18 protein-coding genes and 1 pseudogene are annotated in these 17,723 nt (G+C 66.2%); 8 read left to right on the forward strand and 11 right to left on the reverse strand.

Features of this window, described 5'->3' with window-relative positions; genetic code table 11:
- A partial coding sequence (locus AC5Y7D_RS14045; protein ID WP_499924828.1) for a hypothetical protein occupies positions 1 to 403 on the reverse strand: 403 nt, incomplete at its 3' end.
- Between the two features lie 88 nt (positions 404 to 491).
- Here AC5Y7D_RS14045 and AC5Y7D_RS14050 point away from each other — a divergent pair.
- Positions 492 to 1,028: a TetR/AcrR family transcriptional regulator gene (locus tag AC5Y7D_RS14050; RefSeq protein ID WP_499924830.1), complete on the forward strand. Its 537-nt coding sequence runs from the start codon at positions 492 to 494 to the stop codon at positions 1,026 to 1,028.
- A 1-nt stretch (position 1,029) separates the two neighbouring features.
- Here the strand turns inward: AC5Y7D_RS14050 and AC5Y7D_RS14055 are convergent, their stop codons facing one another.
- Complete coding sequence (locus AC5Y7D_RS14055) at positions 1,030 to 2,280, reverse strand: cytochrome P450 (protein ID WP_499924831.1); 1,251 nt, start codon at positions 2,278 to 2,280, stop codon at positions 1,030 to 1,032.
- Positions 2,281 to 2,433: 153 nt separating this feature from the next.
- On the opposite strand from AC5Y7D_RS14055, the gene AC5Y7D_RS14060 reads away from it, so the two are divergent.
- Together AC5Y7D_RS14060 and AC5Y7D_RS14065 are read left to right on the forward strand one after the other, a co-directional pair.
- Positions 2,434 to 3,045 carry a TetR/AcrR family transcriptional regulator gene (locus AC5Y7D_RS14060; protein ID WP_499924833.1) on the forward strand — a complete coding sequence of 204 codons (612 nt, stop codon included), beginning with the start codon at positions 2,434 to 2,436 and terminating at the stop codon, positions 3,043 to 3,045.
- Between the two features lie 18 nt (positions 3,046 to 3,063).
- Complete coding sequence (locus AC5Y7D_RS14065; RefSeq protein ID WP_499924835.1) at positions 3,064 to 3,978, forward strand: ribonuclease Z; 915 nt, start codon at positions 3,064 to 3,066, stop codon at positions 3,976 to 3,978.
- A gap of 12 nt (positions 3,979 to 3,990) precedes the next feature.
- Here the strand turns inward: AC5Y7D_RS14065 and AC5Y7D_RS14070 are convergent, their stop codons facing one another.
- Positions 3,991 to 5,052 (reverse strand): GGDEF domain-containing protein, encoded by a 1,062-nt coding sequence (locus tag AC5Y7D_RS14070; protein ID WP_499924836.1) that lies wholly within the window; start codon positions 5,050 to 5,052, stop codon positions 3,991 to 3,993.
- Between the two features lie 279 nt (positions 5,053 to 5,331).
- On the opposite strand from AC5Y7D_RS14070, the gene AC5Y7D_RS14075 reads away from it, so the two are divergent.
- Positions 5,332 to 6,576, forward strand: a complete 1,245-nt coding sequence (locus tag AC5Y7D_RS14075) for an HNH endonuclease signature motif containing protein (protein ID WP_499924838.1) — start codon at positions 5,332 to 5,334, stop codon at positions 6,574 to 6,576.
- A gap of 212 nt (positions 6,577 to 6,788) precedes the next feature.
- Here AC5Y7D_RS14075 and AC5Y7D_RS14080 read toward each other — a convergent pair.
- Both AC5Y7D_RS14080 and AC5Y7D_RS14085 read right to left on the reverse strand, forming a co-directional pair.
- Positions 6,789 to 7,884 (reverse strand): annotated as a pseudogene (locus AC5Y7D_RS14080) (IS110 family RNA-guided transposase).
- Positions 7,885 to 8,060: 176 nt separating this feature from the next.
- Positions 8,061 to 9,530: an amidase gene (locus AC5Y7D_RS14085; RefSeq protein WP_499924840.1), complete on the reverse strand. Its 1,470-nt coding sequence runs from the start codon at positions 9,528 to 9,530 to the stop codon at positions 8,061 to 8,063.
- Positions 9,531 to 9,607: 77 nt separating this feature from the next.
- On the opposite strand from AC5Y7D_RS14085, the gene AC5Y7D_RS14090 reads away from it, so the two are divergent.
- A complete protein-coding gene (locus AC5Y7D_RS14090; RefSeq protein ID WP_499924842.1) occupies positions 9,608 to 9,781 on the forward strand; it encodes a hypothetical protein in 174 nt (57 codons plus the stop codon).
- A 3-nt stretch (positions 9,782 to 9,784) separates the two neighbouring features.
- Here AC5Y7D_RS14090 and AC5Y7D_RS14095 read toward each other — a convergent pair whose 3' ends face one another.
- From AC5Y7D_RS14095 to AC5Y7D_RS14105, 3 genes are all read right to left on the reverse strand, one after another.
- Positions 9,785 to 11,173, reverse strand: a complete 1,389-nt coding sequence (locus AC5Y7D_RS14095; protein WP_499924845.1) for an AAA family ATPase — start codon at positions 11,171 to 11,173, stop codon at positions 9,785 to 9,787.
- Positions 11,174 to 11,320: 147 nt separating this feature from the next.
- Positions 11,321 to 12,214 (reverse strand): fructose bisphosphate aldolase, encoded by an 894-nt coding sequence (locus AC5Y7D_RS14100; RefSeq protein WP_499924848.1) that lies wholly within the window; start codon positions 12,212 to 12,214, stop codon positions 11,321 to 11,323.
- Positions 12,215 to 12,265: 51 nt separating this feature from the next.
- Positions 12,266 to 13,024: an SCO6745 family protein gene (locus AC5Y7D_RS14105; RefSeq protein WP_499924850.1), complete on the reverse strand. Its 759-nt coding sequence runs from the start codon at positions 13,022 to 13,024 to the stop codon at positions 12,266 to 12,268.
- Between the two features lie 52 nt (positions 13,025 to 13,076).
- Here AC5Y7D_RS14105 and AC5Y7D_RS14110 point away from each other — a divergent pair, with 52 nt between their 5' ends.
- Positions 13,077 to 13,478 (forward strand): YchJ family protein, encoded by a 402-nt coding sequence (locus tag AC5Y7D_RS14110; RefSeq protein WP_499924852.1) that lies wholly within the window; start codon positions 13,077 to 13,079, stop codon positions 13,476 to 13,478.
- A 52-nt stretch (positions 13,479 to 13,530) separates the two neighbouring features.
- Here AC5Y7D_RS14110 and AC5Y7D_RS14115 read toward each other — a convergent pair whose 3' ends face one another.
- From AC5Y7D_RS14115 to AC5Y7D_RS14125, 3 genes are all read right to left on the reverse strand, one after another.
- Positions 13,531 to 14,280, reverse strand: a complete 750-nt coding sequence (locus AC5Y7D_RS14115) for an enoyl-CoA hydratase (protein WP_499924853.1) — start codon at positions 14,278 to 14,280, stop codon at positions 13,531 to 13,533.
- A 118-nt stretch (positions 14,281 to 14,398) separates the two neighbouring features.
- The gene (locus tag AC5Y7D_RS14120; RefSeq protein WP_499924854.1) at positions 14,399 to 15,844 is read right to left on the reverse strand and encodes an FAD-binding oxidoreductase; all 1,446 of its coding nucleotides are present in this window, start codon (positions 15,842 to 15,844) and stop codon (positions 14,399 to 14,401) included.
- Between the two features lie 94 nt (positions 15,845 to 15,938).
- On the reverse strand, positions 15,939 to 16,514 hold the full coding sequence (locus AC5Y7D_RS14125; RefSeq protein ID WP_499924855.1) for a TetR/AcrR family transcriptional regulator: 576 nt from the start codon (positions 16,512 to 16,514) through the stop codon (positions 15,939 to 15,941).
- Between the two features lie 87 nt (positions 16,515 to 16,601).
- On the opposite strand from AC5Y7D_RS14125, the gene AC5Y7D_RS14130 reads away from it, so the two are divergent.
- Positions 16,602 to 17,249: a hypothetical protein gene (locus tag AC5Y7D_RS14130; RefSeq protein ID WP_499924857.1), complete on the forward strand. Its 648-nt coding sequence runs from the start codon at positions 16,602 to 16,604 to the stop codon at positions 17,247 to 17,249.
- Between the two features lie 42 nt (positions 17,250 to 17,291).
- Positions 17,292 to 17,648, forward strand: a complete 357-nt coding sequence (locus AC5Y7D_RS14135) for a hypothetical protein (RefSeq protein ID WP_499924859.1) — start codon at positions 17,292 to 17,294, stop codon at positions 17,646 to 17,648.
- The last annotated feature ends 75 nt before the right edge of the window (positions 17,649 to 17,723 follow it).

The raw sequence follows: 17,723 nt of genomic DNA on the forward strand, positions 1-17,723 counted from the left end.
GCCGGTTGACCGTCGTGGCATCCACACTCGGCGGGCTGACCCGCAGCGCGATCGCACCAAGCGCAAGGAACAGCGAGGCACCGGCGGTCGCGCCGAGAAGCGTCGTCTTCGGCGCTCCGGCCCGCAGGGCGATCAGGGATGCGGCGACGTCGGCGGCGTCACAGACGAGGCCGGCCTGCAGAACCGCCTTGTGTACGGCCGGTTCTGGATAGTGCAAGGCAGCACCCAGAACCAGATCTCGCACACCGAACAGTCGTGTGACAAGTCCGACGCTGGCGCCGTCCGGCAACTTGCCGAGCCCGAAAACCCGCGAGCTGAGTGATGGCGACGCCCAGGAGATTCCGCCGGCGAACATCCGTATGAAGGACATCGTGGTGGCGGCGGGGTGCTGATTGCTGTTCATGGATGCGGTCATCTAAGGCCCGGCCTTTCGTTTGTAGTTGTTACTACAAATAGATCTAACCTGTAGTCGTGACTACAATCAAGACCCAATGGGGCACAAGTACACGCGCGAACAAATCCTCGACGATGCCGTAGCGATGGCATTGAGCGAAGGGCTCAGCTCGCTGACCTTCGGCGCACTGGCCAAACACCTCGGCACCAGCGACCGCGTGATCGTCTACTACTTTCCCAGCAAGACCACACTGGTCACCGACGTCCTCCTCGAGGTCGGCAACAGGCTCCAGCTTGCGCTGGCTCGCGCACTGCTGGAACCCGCTGATGACCACCGGCAGCTGGTCAGAACCGCGTTCAAGGTATTGGCCCGGAACGAGTTCGACCCGCTCTTCGCCGTCTACTTCGAGGTCTGCGGCCTTGCCGCCGCCGGCGTTGCGCCGTACCACGACCTCGCCGCGCCACTGACCGAGGGCTGGATCGACTGGCTGGCAAAGTTTTTCACCGGCAGCACCAACCGCCGGCGCGCCGAAGCCGAGGCCAGTCTCGCGCTCATCGACGGGATGCTGCTGTTGCGGCAACTCGCCGGTCCGGCGGCAGCTGACCGGGCCGCCAAAGTCCTGGGTGTTCGCTGATTCACCTCAGCGAGTAGCGAATCGGCAGGTGCTTGGGACCGCCGACGAACGTGGTTGCGATCAATTGCGGATCATCGGCCATTTCAATGGATTCGATCCGCGGGATCAGCTCGGAGAAGAAGCTGTTCATCTCCAGCCGAGCCAGTGCGGCGCCGAGGCAGAAGTGCACGCCATGCCCGAACGACAAGTGTTTGTTGGGGTCGCGTCCGACGTCGAACCGGAACGGGTCGGTGAACACTTCTTCGTCCCGGTTGGCTGAAACGTAGGACAGCAGCACGGCTTCGCCCTTGGCGATCGGCACCCCGCGCACCTCGGTGTCGGCCTGCGCGGTGCGCATGAACTCCTTGACCGGCACCACCCAGCGGATCATCTCCTCGACCGCGGTGCCCATCAGTCCGGTGTCCTGTTGCAGGCGCTGAAGTTCGGCGGGATTCTCCAGCAGAGCGAGCAGTCCGCCGGAAATCGCGGCACTGGTGGTGTCGTGACCGGCGCTGGCCACGATCACGTAATAGGAGATGGTGTCCATATCCGACAGCGACTCGCCGTTGATGGTGGCATTGGCGATCGCGGACGCCAGGTCCTCGGTCGGATGCTCCCGCCGCGATGCGGTCAGTGCGGAGAAGTAGTTGAAGAAGTCCAGCAGCGTCGCCAGTAGATCGGTGCTGGCCTCGCCGCGCCGGAGTTCGGTGTCGTCACCGCCGAACATTTCCTGGGTGAGCTTGAGCATGCGCGGAAAGTCGGACTCCGGCAGTCCCAGCAGCGAAAGGATCACGTACAGCGGGTAATTCACCGCGATCTCCTGGACGAAATCCAGTTCGGGTCCGCGCTCGAGCATCTTGTCGACGTAGATCTTCGCCAATTCGTCACAGCGGGTCTTCAACGCCCGCATCGCCTTTGGGCGAAACCAATCCACCCCGATCTTGCGCATGTCGCGGTGATGCGGATCGTCCATGTGGATCAGGGTGCGCAGACCGATCCCGGCCTCCTGGTCGGCCAGCAATTTTGCCTCGAGCTCGGTCACCATCAGCAACGGACGCGGGTGGTTGGTGAACAGGTCGTTCTGGCGCTCGATGGCCATCACGTCGGCGTGCTTGGTGATCGCCCAGAACGGTCGGTAGCCCTCGACGTCGACCCACGACACCGGAGCGTGCGCCCGCAGGTGGGTCAGCGCCGCGTGCAGTCGCTTCTCGTCGGCGTAGGCCGCGGGGTCGGCCAGAACCCGCGCCGCCTCGTCCATGATCCGGGTGCTCATATCGTCTCCTGACGGTGCAGTTACCGAGAGAGTCAGCGTCTGCGGGTGGACAACGATCGGGGCGGATTGGCGGCCACGGCAGCACCTCGCACTAATGTGGAACGGTATCGTTCTAGATTATGCCTGCGGCGGCCGATGGGTCAAGATGTCGTTATGACTCTTGCCGGCGGCCGTACCTATGGCGGACTGAGCCCGGAGCAACGTTCGCAGGACCGCCGCTCGCGTTTGGTGGAGGCGGCGCGCACGCTGATCGCCGAAACCGGGGTGGCACCGCTGACCGTCGATGTGGTCGCCCAACGGGCCAATCTCAGTAAGCGGTACTTCTACTCGGAGTTCGCCACCAAGGACGACCTGCTCGATGCGTGCGCCGAGGACTTGTTCAGCCGGTTGTATGCCCAGATGGAGGAGGTTGTGAACACTGTCCCGCTCGCCGAGCGGGTCGAGCGTACGGTCCGTGCGGTCGTGCACACGCTGGCCTCTGATCCCTCCGACGCGCGCTTGTACATGGAATGTCCGGGCTTTCCCCGGCTACGCGAACGCCAGCAGCGCGCGGTGCGCGACTTCAGTGAGCACATGGCCGCCCGCGCGATCGCCTTCACCGGACGACCGAAGCCGGCCGTCGACCGGGTGCTGGCCACCCGTGCGCTGGTGGCCGGAACAACCGACCTCATCGTCGGCTGGCTGCACGGCGACATCGACACCGACGAGGACCGCATCGTCGCCACCCTGACCGCCACCGCCCTCGGAGCGGCGGCGACGCTGTGAGTTGCACGGCGTAACGGCATGTCGGTCCGCGAACTGATCGTGCTGGGCACCGCCAGTCAGGCGCCCACCCGGTACCGCAACCAGAACGGATACCTGCTGCGCTGGGACGGCGAAGGATTGATGTTCGACCCCGGGGAGGGCACCCAGCGGCAGATGCTGCTGGCCGGTGTGGCGATGAGCAGCGTGACGCGATTGTGCCTCAGCCACTTTCACGGTGATCATTGCCTCGGTGTCCCCGGGATCATTCAGCGCCTGTCGCTGGACCAGGCACAGCACCGGGTGCACGCCTACTTTCCGGCGTCGGGGCAGGAATACTTCGCTCGCCTGCATCACGCCTGCATCTTTCATGACCGTGCCGACATCTATGCGCAGCCCGTCGCCGTCGACGGGCCGATCGCGGCGGGCGCATTCGGCGTGCTGGAAGCCCGACGACTCGAACATTCCGCCGATGCGATCGGCTATCGACTGATCGAGCCCGACGGTCGACGATTTGTGCCCGAATTGTTGCAGCGCTTCGGGATCGACGGGCCCGCGGTCGGTGAGCTGCATGCGGCAGGGTCCATCGACTGGGGCGGTCGGAGGGTCGATTTGTCCGAGGTCAGCGAGGCGCGGCCGGGCCAACGGTTCGCCTTCGTCATGGACACCCGGCTGTGCGACGCGGTCTATGCCCTGGCCGACAATGTGGACCTGCTGGTGATCGAGGCGACGTTTCTGAGTCGGGACGCGGACCTGGCCGCGCGTTACGGACATCTCACGGCGCGACAGGCGGCGCGGGTTGCGGCCGAGTGCGGGGTGCGGCGGCTGGTGCTCACCCATTTCTCTCAGCGCTACACCAGCACCCGGGAACACCATGACGAGGCGGCCGAGGTCTTCGACGGAGACCTCGTCATCGCCGACGACCTGGCCCGGATACCCGTCCCCGAGCGATTATGAGCCGACCTCCGATCAACACAGATCGTGGTGGTAGTAGCCGTTGCCGCCCAGCCGCTTTGCCTGGTACATCGCGGCGTCGGAAGCTGTGATCAGGTCAATGAGCAGTGCCTGGTGCTCGGCGGGCGTGGTTTCGTCCAGGTGGGCGCAGGCCGTACCGATACTCGCCGTCACTCCAACCGTCGAGCCCGCGATCGCCTCGCAGATCTCTTTGGCCAACTGTTCGGCGTTGCAATTCGCCGAGGTGCCGGCCACCAGGAATTCCTCCCCGCCGCTGCGCGCCACCACCGCCTGTTCGTCGGCGACGGCCAGTAGTTCCTGCGCGACCTGTACCAAGGCATTGTCGCCCGCGGCATGACCGCGGTTGTCGTTGACACCTTTGAAGTTGTCGAGATCCACCACCAAGACCACCAAGTGGGCGTCGATGCCGCGGCGGGCCAGCATCATCCCCAAGGCATTGTGTGCAAACGCGCGCCGGTTCAGCAGGCCCGTCAACGGATCGCGGTCGGCGCGCAGCAGGTCCCCGGCCAAGGCACGAACCAGCACTGCGATCGCGAGCGGCAGCGCGATGTTGACCTCGAGCACCAGCCAGAGGTCCACCACCGCCAACGAGGGGTGCCCCGAGTTCGCCAACCGCCCGGCTTCGAACAGACCGACTGCGGCGGCCACCGCAAAGTTGTACAGCACGAATCCGGTCGTGTGGAAGAACGCCATATACGCGCCGAAGGTGGCGAAGGCGATACAGCCGATCAACGCCGCCAGCGGCTTCGGGTGCGCCAGACACGCCAGCGCAACGGCGATGTTGCACGTCAATGCGAACGCCACCGACTGCACGCGGGTCGGCCACCGCCAGACCCACAGCAGTGCACCCAAGGTTCCCCCGACGACGGCGGTCCAGGTCATGGCGACCGGCACCGCTCCACGGGGACCATCCGAGCCGGCGAGCAGCACCAGCAGACACAACACCAGCGATGTCGAAATGAACGCCATCAGCGCCCGAGTGGTGCCGCTGATACCGCGCGCAGCCAGGTACCCAGAGAGCCAGTCGTACTGATCGGCCCGCTGCCAGCGGCTCAAGATCCCAGGTTGACGCTTAATTGCCACCACCGATGCAAGAGTCAAGGTGCCGGCCCGCCGCAGCGCGGCTCTCCCGAGGCCGAACACGCAGATTATTGCTGATGCCCTGGGTGGTTGGCGATGATCCCGGAATCCAGCGGCTCAGGCGGATCGCCAATGAGAAATACTCTAGGTGCCAACCGGTGCCGACCGTGAACTCGACCGGCTCGTCCCAGCCCTCTGACAGCGGCGGCGACGCGGGCAGCCGTCAATGTCGTACCCCGCTGTGATGATGGGGTTATGTCTTCGATCGGCTCGGTGGGCTCTGCGGTGACGCTTCCGAAGGAGCGTTTGGAGGTGTTGTTCGAGGAGTTGGCGCAGTTGGCCGGGCAGCGTAACGCCCTGGACGGGCGGATTGTGGAGATCGCGGCTGAGATTGAGCGTGACGGGTTGTGCGGGATGACCGGGGCGCGTTCGGTGGCGGCGTTGGTGGCGTGGAGGCTGGGGTTGTCCTCGACGACTGCGCACACGATCACCACGATCGCAGGCCGGGTGGAGGAGTTTCCGCGTTGCACCCAGGGTTTGCGGGAGGGGCGGTTGTCGCTGGATCAGGTCGGGGTGATCGCGGCTAGGGCCGGGGCGGGATCTGATGAGCATTATGCGCAGTTGGCGCGGCATGCCTCGGTCGCTCAGTTGCGTACCGCGGTCAAACTGGAACCGCGTCCGGAGCCGGATCGGCGTCGGCAGCCTGCGATCACCAAGACCGGCGACGAGGAGTCCACGACGTGGCGGATCACCTTGCCGCATACGGAGGCGGCGACGTTCGAGGCAGCGCTGGCTTCGCATCGGGAGGCGTTGATCACCCAGTGGAAACACGACCGCGCCGACGCCGGGGGCGCCTCCCAGACAGCGCCGCCGATGCCCGACACCCTGGAGGCGTTCATGCGGCTGGTCGAGGCCGGCTGGGACGCCGAGGCCACCGCCCGCCCGCACGCCCAGCACACCACGGTAGTGGTGCACGTCGATGTCGCGCAGCGGGTGGGCGCGCTGCACCTGGGTCCGGTGCTGACCGAGGCTGAACGCCAATATTTGACTTGTGATGCCACCTGCGAGGTCTGGTTCGAACGTGACGGCGAGGTCATCGGCGCCGGGCGCAGCACCCGCGGAGTCAACCGGCGGCTGCGGCGCGCTCTCGAGCACCGCCACCGCAGCTGCGCGGTGCCCGGCTGTGGCGCTACCCGCGGCCTGCATGCCCACCACATCCGGCACTGGCAAGACGGCGGCCCCACCGACCTGGCCAACCTGGTCCTGGTCTGCCCCTACCACCACCGGCTGCACCACCGCGGCGAGATCACCATCACCGGCAACCCCACCGACCTCACCGTCACCGACAGCGACGGAGACCTGCTACACCCCGGCTCACTCGCGCGTCCACCCGACCACCCCCCACCCGACGTGCCGCCCTACCCCGGGCCCAGCGGCGAACGCGCCCAGTGGTGGTGGTACCAACCCTTCCAACCCCAACCACCACCCGGCACCAACTGATATGGGGAGAACTTTGTCAAGTGGGCATGGGCAGGCGCCGTCGAGGAGCTACCGATATTCGCGGGTTGGCTACCGCAGGGCGGGGTTTCGGCTGGATCGCATCCGCGTGTCTAGGGTCGAGCGTCGACCCGGCTGGGTCTGCTCCTAGTTGTGTCGCGGGTCGATCCACGCGCTGCCACCACCGCACTCGCGAGGAAGCAGTCAGGTGGCAGTCAGTCGTCCATCACCGCAAGTGACCAGCACCAGCCGGCCAGCTCGCGGGCGATCGCAACGGTGGCCACGGTGGACCGCTCGCGCCGCGCCAGGAAACCCACCCACCGGTTATGGAGACGATGATTGCCCTGGTGACCTCGCACGTGCCGCCGCCGGAGCCAGCTCCCAGCGCGAACGCATCACCGCTCCGACCTGATACTTCGATCGGTGATGCCAGGCCGCCTCGACGAGTAGCCGCCGCACGTGGGTGTTCCCGGTCTTGGTGATCGGGCCTTGCGCTCGCGGACGACGATGCCGAGGGCACCAAACCGACGAACGATCCGATTGTGCTGCCGGTGAATCGATCCCAGTCGCCGATCTCAACGGCCAACGCCAATGCGGTCAGCGCGCTGACACCGCGAAGGCATGACAGCCTGCGCACCGCCGGAGTGAACTCACTGTCTGCGGCGATGTCCTCGATCGCCGAGTCCAGACTCCGGCGTCTGGCCTGCAGCATCAACACGTGCTCGTAGTCGGAATCGAACGCCATCCGCGTCGCCAGCGTCGTCAACTGCGGCGTGGCCTGCGCGCGCAGCCAGCGATCGTGCGCATCGGTCCAGGCTGCGCCCCCGTGATAGACGATGCCGTGGCGCAGCAGCAGCCTGGACAGTCGATGACGCGCTCTCATCAGATCACCACGGCAGTCTTCGCGCGCACGTACCAAATCGCGGCAGGCCTGCTGGTTCACACTCGGAATCGCCACCAAGGTGACCTCGTCCAGGCGCAACAACCGCGCCAGATGAAGTGCGTCGCGGGCATCAGTCTTCACCCGGTCCCCGGCGGGCTTCTGCAGTTTCGACGGCGCAACGACCTCACATCGAATTCCGGCACCGCTCAATGCCCGATACAACCCAAACCGGTCGGACCGGCCTCATAGGCCACCGCCACCGAGCCTGGCAACCGTTTGATCCACTCCTGGATGTGCTCGTAGGACGGCGTCAACCGAGTCTGCGACACCTTCCCTGTGACGCCGTCAACCGCCGCTACTACAACCGAACGCGCGTGCACGTCCAGCCCAATACTCGTACGCTCAGTGAGCGAGGCCCCGGCCCGCAACCCCCGACACAACGCCGACGGTTACTCATACCGTCTCGACTATCCATCGACGCGAAACAGCGTTCGCGCACAACAGGTTTCATCGCCGTCGATACGGTCGAGTGAAAGCGCGATCAGATGCTGGGGTGTTGGTGCCCGATCTTCGTCGGGAGCGCGGCCGTCGTCATTCGACACCGCTACAGCGCGGCCACCCGATCCGCCCACGGCTGTGCCTGCTCGAGTTGAGCCGCCAACCGGATGAGCAGCGATTCTCCGCCCAGCGGTGCCACGAACTGCACGCCGAGTGGTAGGGAATCAGCCGTCCAGTGCATCGGTAGCGAGATCGCCGGTCGGCCGGTCAGATTCGCCAGCTGGGTGTACGGCACCCAGCCGAGGTTCTTCTCCACCAGGTCGTCCACGATGCCGGTGTGGCGCAGCAGGCGGGCGGTGCGCGTCTTGATCAACGCGTCGGATGCGCGCTGCAAGGCGACCGGCAGGTCGAACTCGCCGATCCTGGGGGGCGGGGTGGCCAGCGTCGGGGTCAACAACAGATCGTGAGACTCGAAAAACGTGCTCAGCCGGCGTGTGTGCTCGTGGCGCCGCTCTACGGCGTCCACATATTCGACGCTGCCGGTCGCGCGACCGGCCGCCGCCATGATCAGCGTGTCGCGTTCGAACGACTCATTGCCGGCGCCCGTCAGGCGCTTGGCTTGGTCAACATCCCAGGCGAGGTGGACAAACCAGGTGAGCAGGAAATCCCGGGCGAGTGCGGCGTCGTCGTACGGGGCCTGCGCCAGTTCCTCGACGTGGTGTCCGAGCCCGGTCAAGATCCGCACCGTCGCTTCGACGGCAGCGACGGCTTCCGGGTGCGGATCGGGGGTGATCGCCGATGGCACCCGCACACCGATCCGAAGCTTGCCCGGGTCCTGCCCCACCGCCGACGCGAAGGGCGCGGCGGGCAGGGCAGGCAGGTAGGGCCCGGACGGCTCGCCTCCGCAGATGACGTCCAGCATCGCCGCGGTGTCGCGCACGGTTCGCGACACGACGCCCTGCACCGCCGCCCCGTGCATGGATTCGCTGGTCGTCGGGCCCATCGGGGTGAGCCCGCGCCCCGGTTTGAGACCGACCAGGCCACAGCAGGCCGCCGGGATGCGGATCGACCCACCGCCATCGTTGGCGCCCGCGCACGGCACGATGCCGGCCGCGACGGCCGCGGCCGACCCTCCGGAGGACCCGCCCGGTGTTCGCTGCAGGTTCCAGGGGTTGCGCGCCGGGCCCCACGCCTCGGATTCGGTGATCCCCTTCGCACCGAACTCCGGAAGGTTGGTCTTGCCGAAGATGACCAGCCCGGCATCTATCCAGCGCTGCACGATGGTCGCGTGCTCGGCGACGGGCTCCCACATCAGGGCGCGACAGCCTTGCGAGCTGGGCAGACCCGCGTAGTCCTGGGCAAGGTCCTTGATCAGGAAGGGGACGCCGGCGAACGGGCCTTCCAGCTGGTCCTGGGGCGGGGCCGGGACATCGCGCACGATCGCGTTGATCCGGGGGTTGACCACCGCGGCCCGCTCCCTGGCGAGCGTGAGCAGCTCCGCTGCCGATACCTGCTTGTCGGCGACCAGCCTGGCCAGCCCGGTGGCGTCGTAGGTCCGATACTCGTCGAAGTTCATGCGTTTGACCGTAGGGCCCGTTGTCGCCTTCGGCTAAGCCTGGTTTCAGAATCACCGATACGGGCGATCCCGGCCGAATGAATCCTCAGCAGCAAGACGAAGACGCCCGGGCGCCCGTCCCCGAGGACGCACGGGAGACGACCCCGGCGCAGCGCGCGGAGGAAGAGCGGCTGGAACACCAGACCGGTGATCCCGACGCGCCCGCTTCGCGGCAATCGCACGATGAGCTCGCCGACGAGAGCACGCGCTAGACCTCAGAGGTACAGGCCGGCCGGCACGGTGGCCCGGTAACGACCGTTGCCTACCTCGGCTAGGAGCGTTGCAGTGCAGATGCGGCCGTCATCACCGGCCAGCACCGCCCGGCGGACCACTTCGCGGATGTCGCTCCCGCTGGTCCGTTCGGGCATGGCTGCGACGACGGCTGCCGTGTCCACGTCGCGGCCACCGGGGATACCGCGGATCAGCGCCGCCAGAATGCGCGCCGCGTCGATACGGTTGGGGTACCCGACTTCGACGACAGAATCGAACCGCCCCGTGCGGATCGCGGCTTTGTCCAGCGTCGCCGCATCGTTCGTCGACGCCAGTGACAGGATGCGGGCGTCGGCTTCGACGTCCATGGCCTGCAACAGCTCCGACAACCCGCCGTCACCGCTCGCACGGCTGCGGCACCACAGGTCGACATCCTCCAGCACGATCAGCACCGGGCCGCCGAGCCGCTGAGCCTCCTCCACCACGGCAGTCAGTAAGTCCTCACCGGCCTTCGCCTCGACGTAGATGACGGTGAATTCGCCGACCACCTCGCGAGCCACCACCGCACTCACCGCCGACTTGCCGGTTCCGGGTGGTCCGCACAGCAGCACACCCCGCCGCGCTCCCAGTCCGTGCGCCCTGAGCACTTCGTGGCGGTCGCGTACGGCCGTGACGCCGAGGTCGACCTCGGTCCAGACCTCGTCCGGAACGATGACGGTCTCGCGGGTCACAGTGGCCGGCAGGTCGATGACCGAGAAGCTGAGCCCTTGATTGTTGGTCGCACGCACTGCCCGTCCGCGGTACGGGTTCAGGTCGTTGGCGCGTTCGGCGAGGCGATCCAGCACCGCCCGGGCGTGCGCCTGATGGTCCGGCGTGACAAACGCGCTCACTTCGGCCGAATGCATGATGCTGTCGCGTGCCTCGATGTGGATGACGCAACCGGTGTCCTCCAGCAACGACCCCGCCGGGAAGTGCACGCGCAAACACAGCGGGTGCCGGTAACGGCGGTCGCCGATCTCGGTTTGTGTCCACTTCGGGGGATAGGCGTACTCGCCGGGACCGATCTCGCAAACCTCTGCGTAGTCCTCCATCCACTCCGCCAACGCGAGAGCGGTGGTCAACCGGGACACCGGAGTGAGTGCCCGTTCCTCGTCGAGCAGATAGCCGCAATCCGGTACACCCAGGCATCGTGCCGTGAAACGTTCTGCGGTTTCAGCACTTTCACGCTCGGCGACGCCGACCAGCAACTCCCCGAGAGCCCGCAGCGCCGGGCGCACCCCGTAGTCCAGGCCATCCAGCCAGCCACCGACGTCGTCGATGACACGACGGTGCGCGGCACCGCCGCCGGTCATCCCGTCGGTCAAATCGGTCAGTTGGTCATCGGTGAGAGTCATCGCCTTGTCACGGTTGTCGGTGGATCAGCAGCGGTCCACCATCGCACCTGAATTCGGAGGCGGTCAACCGGTTTTCGGGCCAGCGATGCGGGAATCTCGATGGCCGACGCCGCAACCCGCCCCCTGGCCTGCCGCCGACGGGGACCGCTAAGTCACTGACGCTGCGTAGATCTGGTCGATGTTCGCTCCGAGCATCTCGTCGAACTCGGCGTCGGTCTGATCGACCGTCAAGCCTTCGGTGAGCGCTCGCGAGAAGCTCGCAATGAGACCGTGATTGCGCGTCAGGATCGCGCAACTTTCGGCAAGGCTGTAGCCGCCGGACAACGCGACCACGCGCAACACCCTGGGATGCTCGATGAGCGGCCTGTACAGGTCGTCTTCGGTGGGCAGGGTCAGCTTGAGCATCACCTGTCTGCCCTGGGGAACCTGGTCCAGTTTCTCGCACAGCGCCGCCAGCAGCAGCCGGTCGGCTCTGGGCTTGTCGGGGCTGTTGATGCTCACCTCGGGCTCGAGGATCGGCATGAGCCCACGTTGGGCGATCCGGTTGGCGTAGTCGAACTGCTGGTCGACGACGGCTTTGATCCCGTCGTCGTCCGGCTCTTGAATGAACGAACGCATCTTGGTGCCGAAGACCCCCTTTTCGACTGCGCGGTCCAGCAGGGAATCGAGCTTGGTCATCGGCTTCATCAGCTGCACACCATTGCCGGCGGTGTCGAGACCCTGGTCGACTTTGACGATCGGCACAATGCCCTTCTGTTCCCACAAGAAAGCCGCGGTGTCTTTGCCGTCGATGGTGCGGTCCATGGTCTGCTCGAAAAGGATGGTGGCGAGGACTCGGTCACCGGAAAAGCTCGGACTGGACATGATGCGTTCCCGCATCTGGTGGATCAGGTCGAACATCTTGTCGTCGCTGTCGTACGCATCTGCTGAAACGCCGTACAGCTTCAGGGCTTTGGGACTGCTCCCGCCACTTTGGTCCAGCGCGGCGATGAAGCCGGGCCGCGAAGCCATCGCGTTGAGTTGCTCCTCGTTCACTGCCATCCCTCCCTCGCGTCTGCAACCTAGAATGCCGCAACGGTGCGCTTCCAAACTTCAACTCGGGACACTGGCCTTCAGCGACGCCAGGGCGTCGGCGTTCAACCGAGCGAACTCGTTGGCCTCCTCGAGGCTCAGGGCGGCCGCGAAGATCTCCGCCATGCGGCTGTTGGTCGCCTCTTCCACGTCGGCGTAACGGTCCTTCTTGTCGGATCCGTCGGCGAAAGGCTCCGGCCAGCCGAACATCTTGGTGTACTCAGGGCCCCTGTTGAGCATGTGCGCTTCCACCGGGCTGATACCGGAGCTGCTGAGCACGGGGAAGTGAACGGCCGCCCGCAGCTCCCGCAGAATGAACATCACCTGCATCGCCCGCGCCGGCGCGTCGTCGGCCAGTGGCATGCTGCGCCAACCCGCGTACAGCGGCAGGTCTTGGCCCGGCGTCGCCGCGATAACCTTCTCCCCCAACGCGGCCAACCGGCCCAGCCCCGCTGCGCCCTTCAAGTACTTGCGGCCGAAGTCAGCGCTTTGTTCCCAGTACGTTTCGGCGGCACCTGCCGCTCCGCGCACCGCCACACCCTCCGCCCAGAGGGCACCCAGGGCGTTCGGCTCGAACACCGCGAACGCCGCGGCGGCGGTCTCGCCTGCGACGTCGCCCAGCACACCGCCACGGCCGGCGACATAGCCGGCCAGCGGGTTCTGATATCCCGCCGCGGCGCTCTCGGCGAAAGTTTCCGGGTGCAGCATGAACACCGCCACGGCCTGTTGGATGGCCGCTCCCGCGGCGCGGGCGGCGTCCGCCATATCGGTGTCGGTCATCGCGACCCTCCTTCGCTGTTTGCGCCAGTTTGCAGCCTGAAACAATCACCTCATGGGCGTCAAGGCGCACGACGGGGAACGGTGCCCCTGCGGGTCGGTCGGCAACTACCTCGAGTGCTGCCGGCCGCTGCACGCCGGCGAACGGCACGCCGACACCGCGCTTGCGTTGATGCGGTCGCGCTTCAGCGCCTTTGCAGTGGGCGACATCGATTACCTGCACGCAAGTTGGCATCCCAGCACCCGGCCGAAGCGAGTGGAATTGGACAGCGACGTCGTGTGGCGTCGGCTGCAGATCGTCGACACCGAAGCCGGTGCCGCAGAAGACATCACCGGGGTGGTCGAATTCCGCGCCCAGTACGTGCGCCACGGCAGTCGCCACATCCTGCACGAACGCAGCCGGTTCGAGCGGGAGAAGGGTCGCTGGTTGTATGTCGACGGGGATGTGCTCGATTGACGCCGGGCGGCAGCGGCGTCCACATCAACGTGATCCGCTGAACCGCAGCCGGTCACCGACCCCGAAACACCGGCGCCCGCTTCTGAAAGCGGGCCACTTGCGCCTCCACGGCGTCTTGGCTCTTCCACGCCGCCTCGAACATCGCTTGGTGGACGGGCCTCTCGGTGTCCCAGGCGCCATCGTCATTAAGCACCCGCTTGGCGTGTTGTATCGACAGCGGGGCCAGCCCGGCGATCTCATTTGCCCACTGCTGAGCGTCCTGGAGAGTGCCGATCCGATTCGCCATCCCGCACAACAGCGCCTCTTCGGCAGGGAGTTTCTGAGCCGCCATCAGCATGGCGCGGGCGCGCCCGTAGCCCACCAGGGAGGTCAGTCGCCGAACCGTCCAGGTATCGGCCGCGAGCCCGTACTTGGCCACTGGCAATTGGAAATACGCGTCGGCATCAACCACTCGGAGGTCGCAGATGACGGCCAGCTGCACGCCCGCTCCGATAACGGGTCCGTTGATGGCCGCGATGACGGGTACCGGCGTGTGGTCGATCGCTGCGTTGAGCGCCAGGGCCTTATCCATCAGTTCGTCGACTAGGTTCTCCGCCGAGGCGGCTTCCGCGCCGGACAGGTCCATCCCGGAGCAGAAGACGCTGCCCTCGCCGGTCAGGACGATCGCCTTCACACCCTCGGCGGCAGCGCCCTCGAATGTCCTTCGCAGTTCATCGATCACGTCGGCGTTGAGGGCGTTGCGCCGTTCCGGACGCTGTATCCGAATGGTCAGCACGTCGGCATCCCGGGAGAGTCCGATCATGCCGTGACCTCCGAGTAGCCGCCGCCGCATTTGGCTGGGCGTCGATGCGACACCGCGTCTCCTTTCCCTGTCAACTCATGCCAACGGCGCCTGATGGCGTCGTTCGCCCGTGTGGTGCTCAAAGGTTGAAGCCGGAGAACATGATTCGGCCCGGATCGTACTTCTGGCGTACGGTGCTCAGCCGGGAGAGGTTCTGGCCGAAGTATCGCACCGGCGGCTGGTTCGCCTCCAGGTAGTTGACGTATCCGCCTACCGAATACTGTTGCACCGCTTGATGTGCGCTGCTCAGCCAACCGGTCGCTGCCGCCGGTGAGCCGGCTGTCTCGACGTACCACTGCACCAGCGCGGACTGTCGTCGCCACGGGAACGCGGTGGCGTTCGGTGCCACCGTTGCCATGGCGCCGTCCAGTGCGTGCATGATCGCCAACATGCGGCCCGCGTTGCGCGGAAAGGCGTCTACCGCGGCGCTGATCCCCTGGGCGACAGCCGGGGTGATCGTTGTGAAGACGTCAGATCCGCCGACATAGCCGAGCGGTGCGGGATTGAGGTTGTTCACGGCCAGATACCGCACCAGATCAAGGTAGTTGAACGTATGGTTCTCGGTGCCGGCCGGTTGCACTCCAACAGCCGAAATGATCGCCGCCGCAACGCTGTTGCCTGAACCTGCGGGACAGGTAGCGAGGATCCGACAATGCGTACCCGTGGCGTCGGTGGTGCTGTCCGCCAATGCCCAACTGTTTCGGTCCGCGGTGCGCAACCAGTTCTGCCAGCCGACGAGGACCTGTGCGAGCGCCTGCTGCGGAAAGGTGAGGTTCACCGCATCGACATCCTGGGTGGCAAACGTGGCAAAGGTCAACGAGGTGGTCACCCCGAAGTTGCCCCCGCCGCCGCCCCGCAGGGCCCAGAACAGGTCCGGGTTGCTGTTGGCGGATGCGGTGACGGTCTGGCCGCCAGGCAGCACCACCGATGCCGAGGTCAATTGGTCGCACAGCAGTCCCGCATGCCGGGACTGGGCACCCAGCCCACCGCCCAGGGCGTGTCCGGCGGCGCCCACCGTGGGGCAGGTGCCGGTCGGGATGCCCCGACCGACCGCGGCCAGCGCCTGGTGCACCTCGTACAAACCGGTCGCGGGCGTCACCGTCACCTGCCCGGTGGCGGCGTCGAAGCTGACATCGCCGGGCAGCTGTCGCAGATCGAGCACCATGGTTCCGTTCGCCGTCGAGGCGCCCGTATAAGAATGCCCACCACTACGCGCAGCGACCCTGAGCTTGTTGGCTGTGGCGAATGCCATCGCCTTCTGCACATCTGCGGCTGATTTCGGGGTGACGATCGCCGCCGGGGTCGAGTCGTTGTAGTTGGTATTGAAGACTTGTTTGGCCGTGCCGAATTGGGCGTTGGTCGGCTGCATGACCTGCCCGCCGAGCGCGCTGGACAGACCGTCCCAGCCGGAGGCGACCGGATCCGCACGGGCGCGGTTGGCGCCGAACACCACACCGGCCGCTAAAGCGCCCACGGCGCCACGCAGAAGTGTCTGCCGGGAGATCTGGGCCGGGCGGTCCGTCATATCTCGCATGGTTGCGCAACGGACTATGGGAACCGGGATGCCGCGGCTGTCGGGGGCTCAACTGTGCCCGAACCGTGACGCCGCCCAGTGCGCGTCACCCGGTTCGGGGCGCGACGAACGGCACCAGTACTTCATCGACGAGCTGCACGATCAGTTCGTCGTCAATCGGGTCGCCGGTTACCAGGAGCCGGTGCCACAGCACGCTCTGACCCAGTTCGCGGGCGATCTCGACGGGTACGTCGGGCCGCACGTCCCCGCGGGCGATTCCCCTGGCGAGCAGCTCGGCCATCTCCTTCTTGCGCCACCCGATCACCTCTGTACGGAAAACCGCGGCGAACTCGGGATCGTTTGCGGCTGCGGCGATTCCGGCCTGGATGACGGCCGCGCGCGGACCGGTGAACACGTCGGCCCACCCGCGAAGGATCGCCAGCATGTCTTGGCGATAACTGCCCGTGTCTTCATGGGGAATCGCCGCGACTGCGGTCCGCAACAAAGTGTCACGCAGCAGCGCCCGGCCGTCTGGCCAGCGCCGGTACAGCACCGCCTTGCTGGTGCCCGCGGCCGCGGCGACCGCCTCCATCGTGACGCCGGCCGGACCGTGCGCACAGACCAGTCCGAGTACCGCGTCCCTGATCGCCGCATCCAATTCCGCACCATGGCGTCGCCGCATCGCATTCCTTCCCAAGAAACGATTGCGTTTCTTACGCTGGGGCCTTACGCTATCGGCAAGAAACGTTACCGTATCTTGGAGGTCGTCATGCAGCCTCGGCCGGTCCTGTACCCGCTGCGTTCGGTGGAGACCGCGACAGTGCACTTCACCACCGCTCCCCACCACCGCCGCCGCGTCACCATCGACCATCGGGCGCTGACTGCCGTCAGCCCGAGAATGGTGCTGGACTGGTTCACCCAGCTGGGTGGCACCATGCCGTACGGCGGCCAGGTCATCGACCGCTATCTCGCCTGGCACCCCATCGATCACATCCGGTGGGAACTGGCCCGTCCGGCGCCGGGCGGGGGTGCGGCCGAGGGCGCGCGTTTCCGCATCGTGGAGGCCTTCGGGGCCAAGCCCGAGTACAAGATCGACGTCATCGACCGCGTGGAAAAGCTTGACGCGACGGGCATCCGCCTGGTGACGCGGGTCGCCGGCGTCATCGTCATGCAGCTGGAGCACACGTGGTCGGCGGGCTCGGACGGCACGCACTACGTCACGGTGCTCGACATCGGGGCGCGAACCCCCCTGTTCGCGCCGGTCAACCGCCTTCTGCATCGACGCTTCCCCGACGACATGGTGCGGGCGTGGATCAAGCACAACATCGAAGAGGTCGGTCAGCTGGAATATCTGCTGCCCCAACTTGAAACACGGCTCGGATCCGTGCCAAGGAAAGATCAAGAACTCGTCAAGTAGCTTCCGCGACGGTGATCGTGTCCGTCAGATCGAGGAGGCACGATGTCGGGTCGCTGGAGCGCATACGCAGGGAAGTTCGCCGCGGTTGTCGGCTTGGGCGCCGGCCTGATGGCCGTCTCCACCGGCATCGCCCATGCGGAAGCGCCCCCACCAGTTGGCTTTTGGGCCAACAGCACTGGCTCCGAACAACTGTTGGTGAGTCAGAGCGGATGCTCGCTGGCCAACGCCGCCGGGGTACCGACCACATCGGGTCCGTGCAGCTGGAACGCGTCTTCGCGCGGCGGAATCCTCACCATCGTGAGCAGCCAGACCCATCGGCCGGCACCGGTCTACTTCAACGTCGTCTGGGTGAACCAGTCGACCATCACCGTCGAGGGTGACGTGTTCTACCGGCGCTGACCCGGAGAAAGTTACTGCGGAATATCCGACAGGTGGCCGATTAGGCTGCTAGCCGGACGGGCGCCACTGCACGGA

It is taken from the genome of Mycobacterium sp. NGS49 (genome assembly GCF_059812565.1).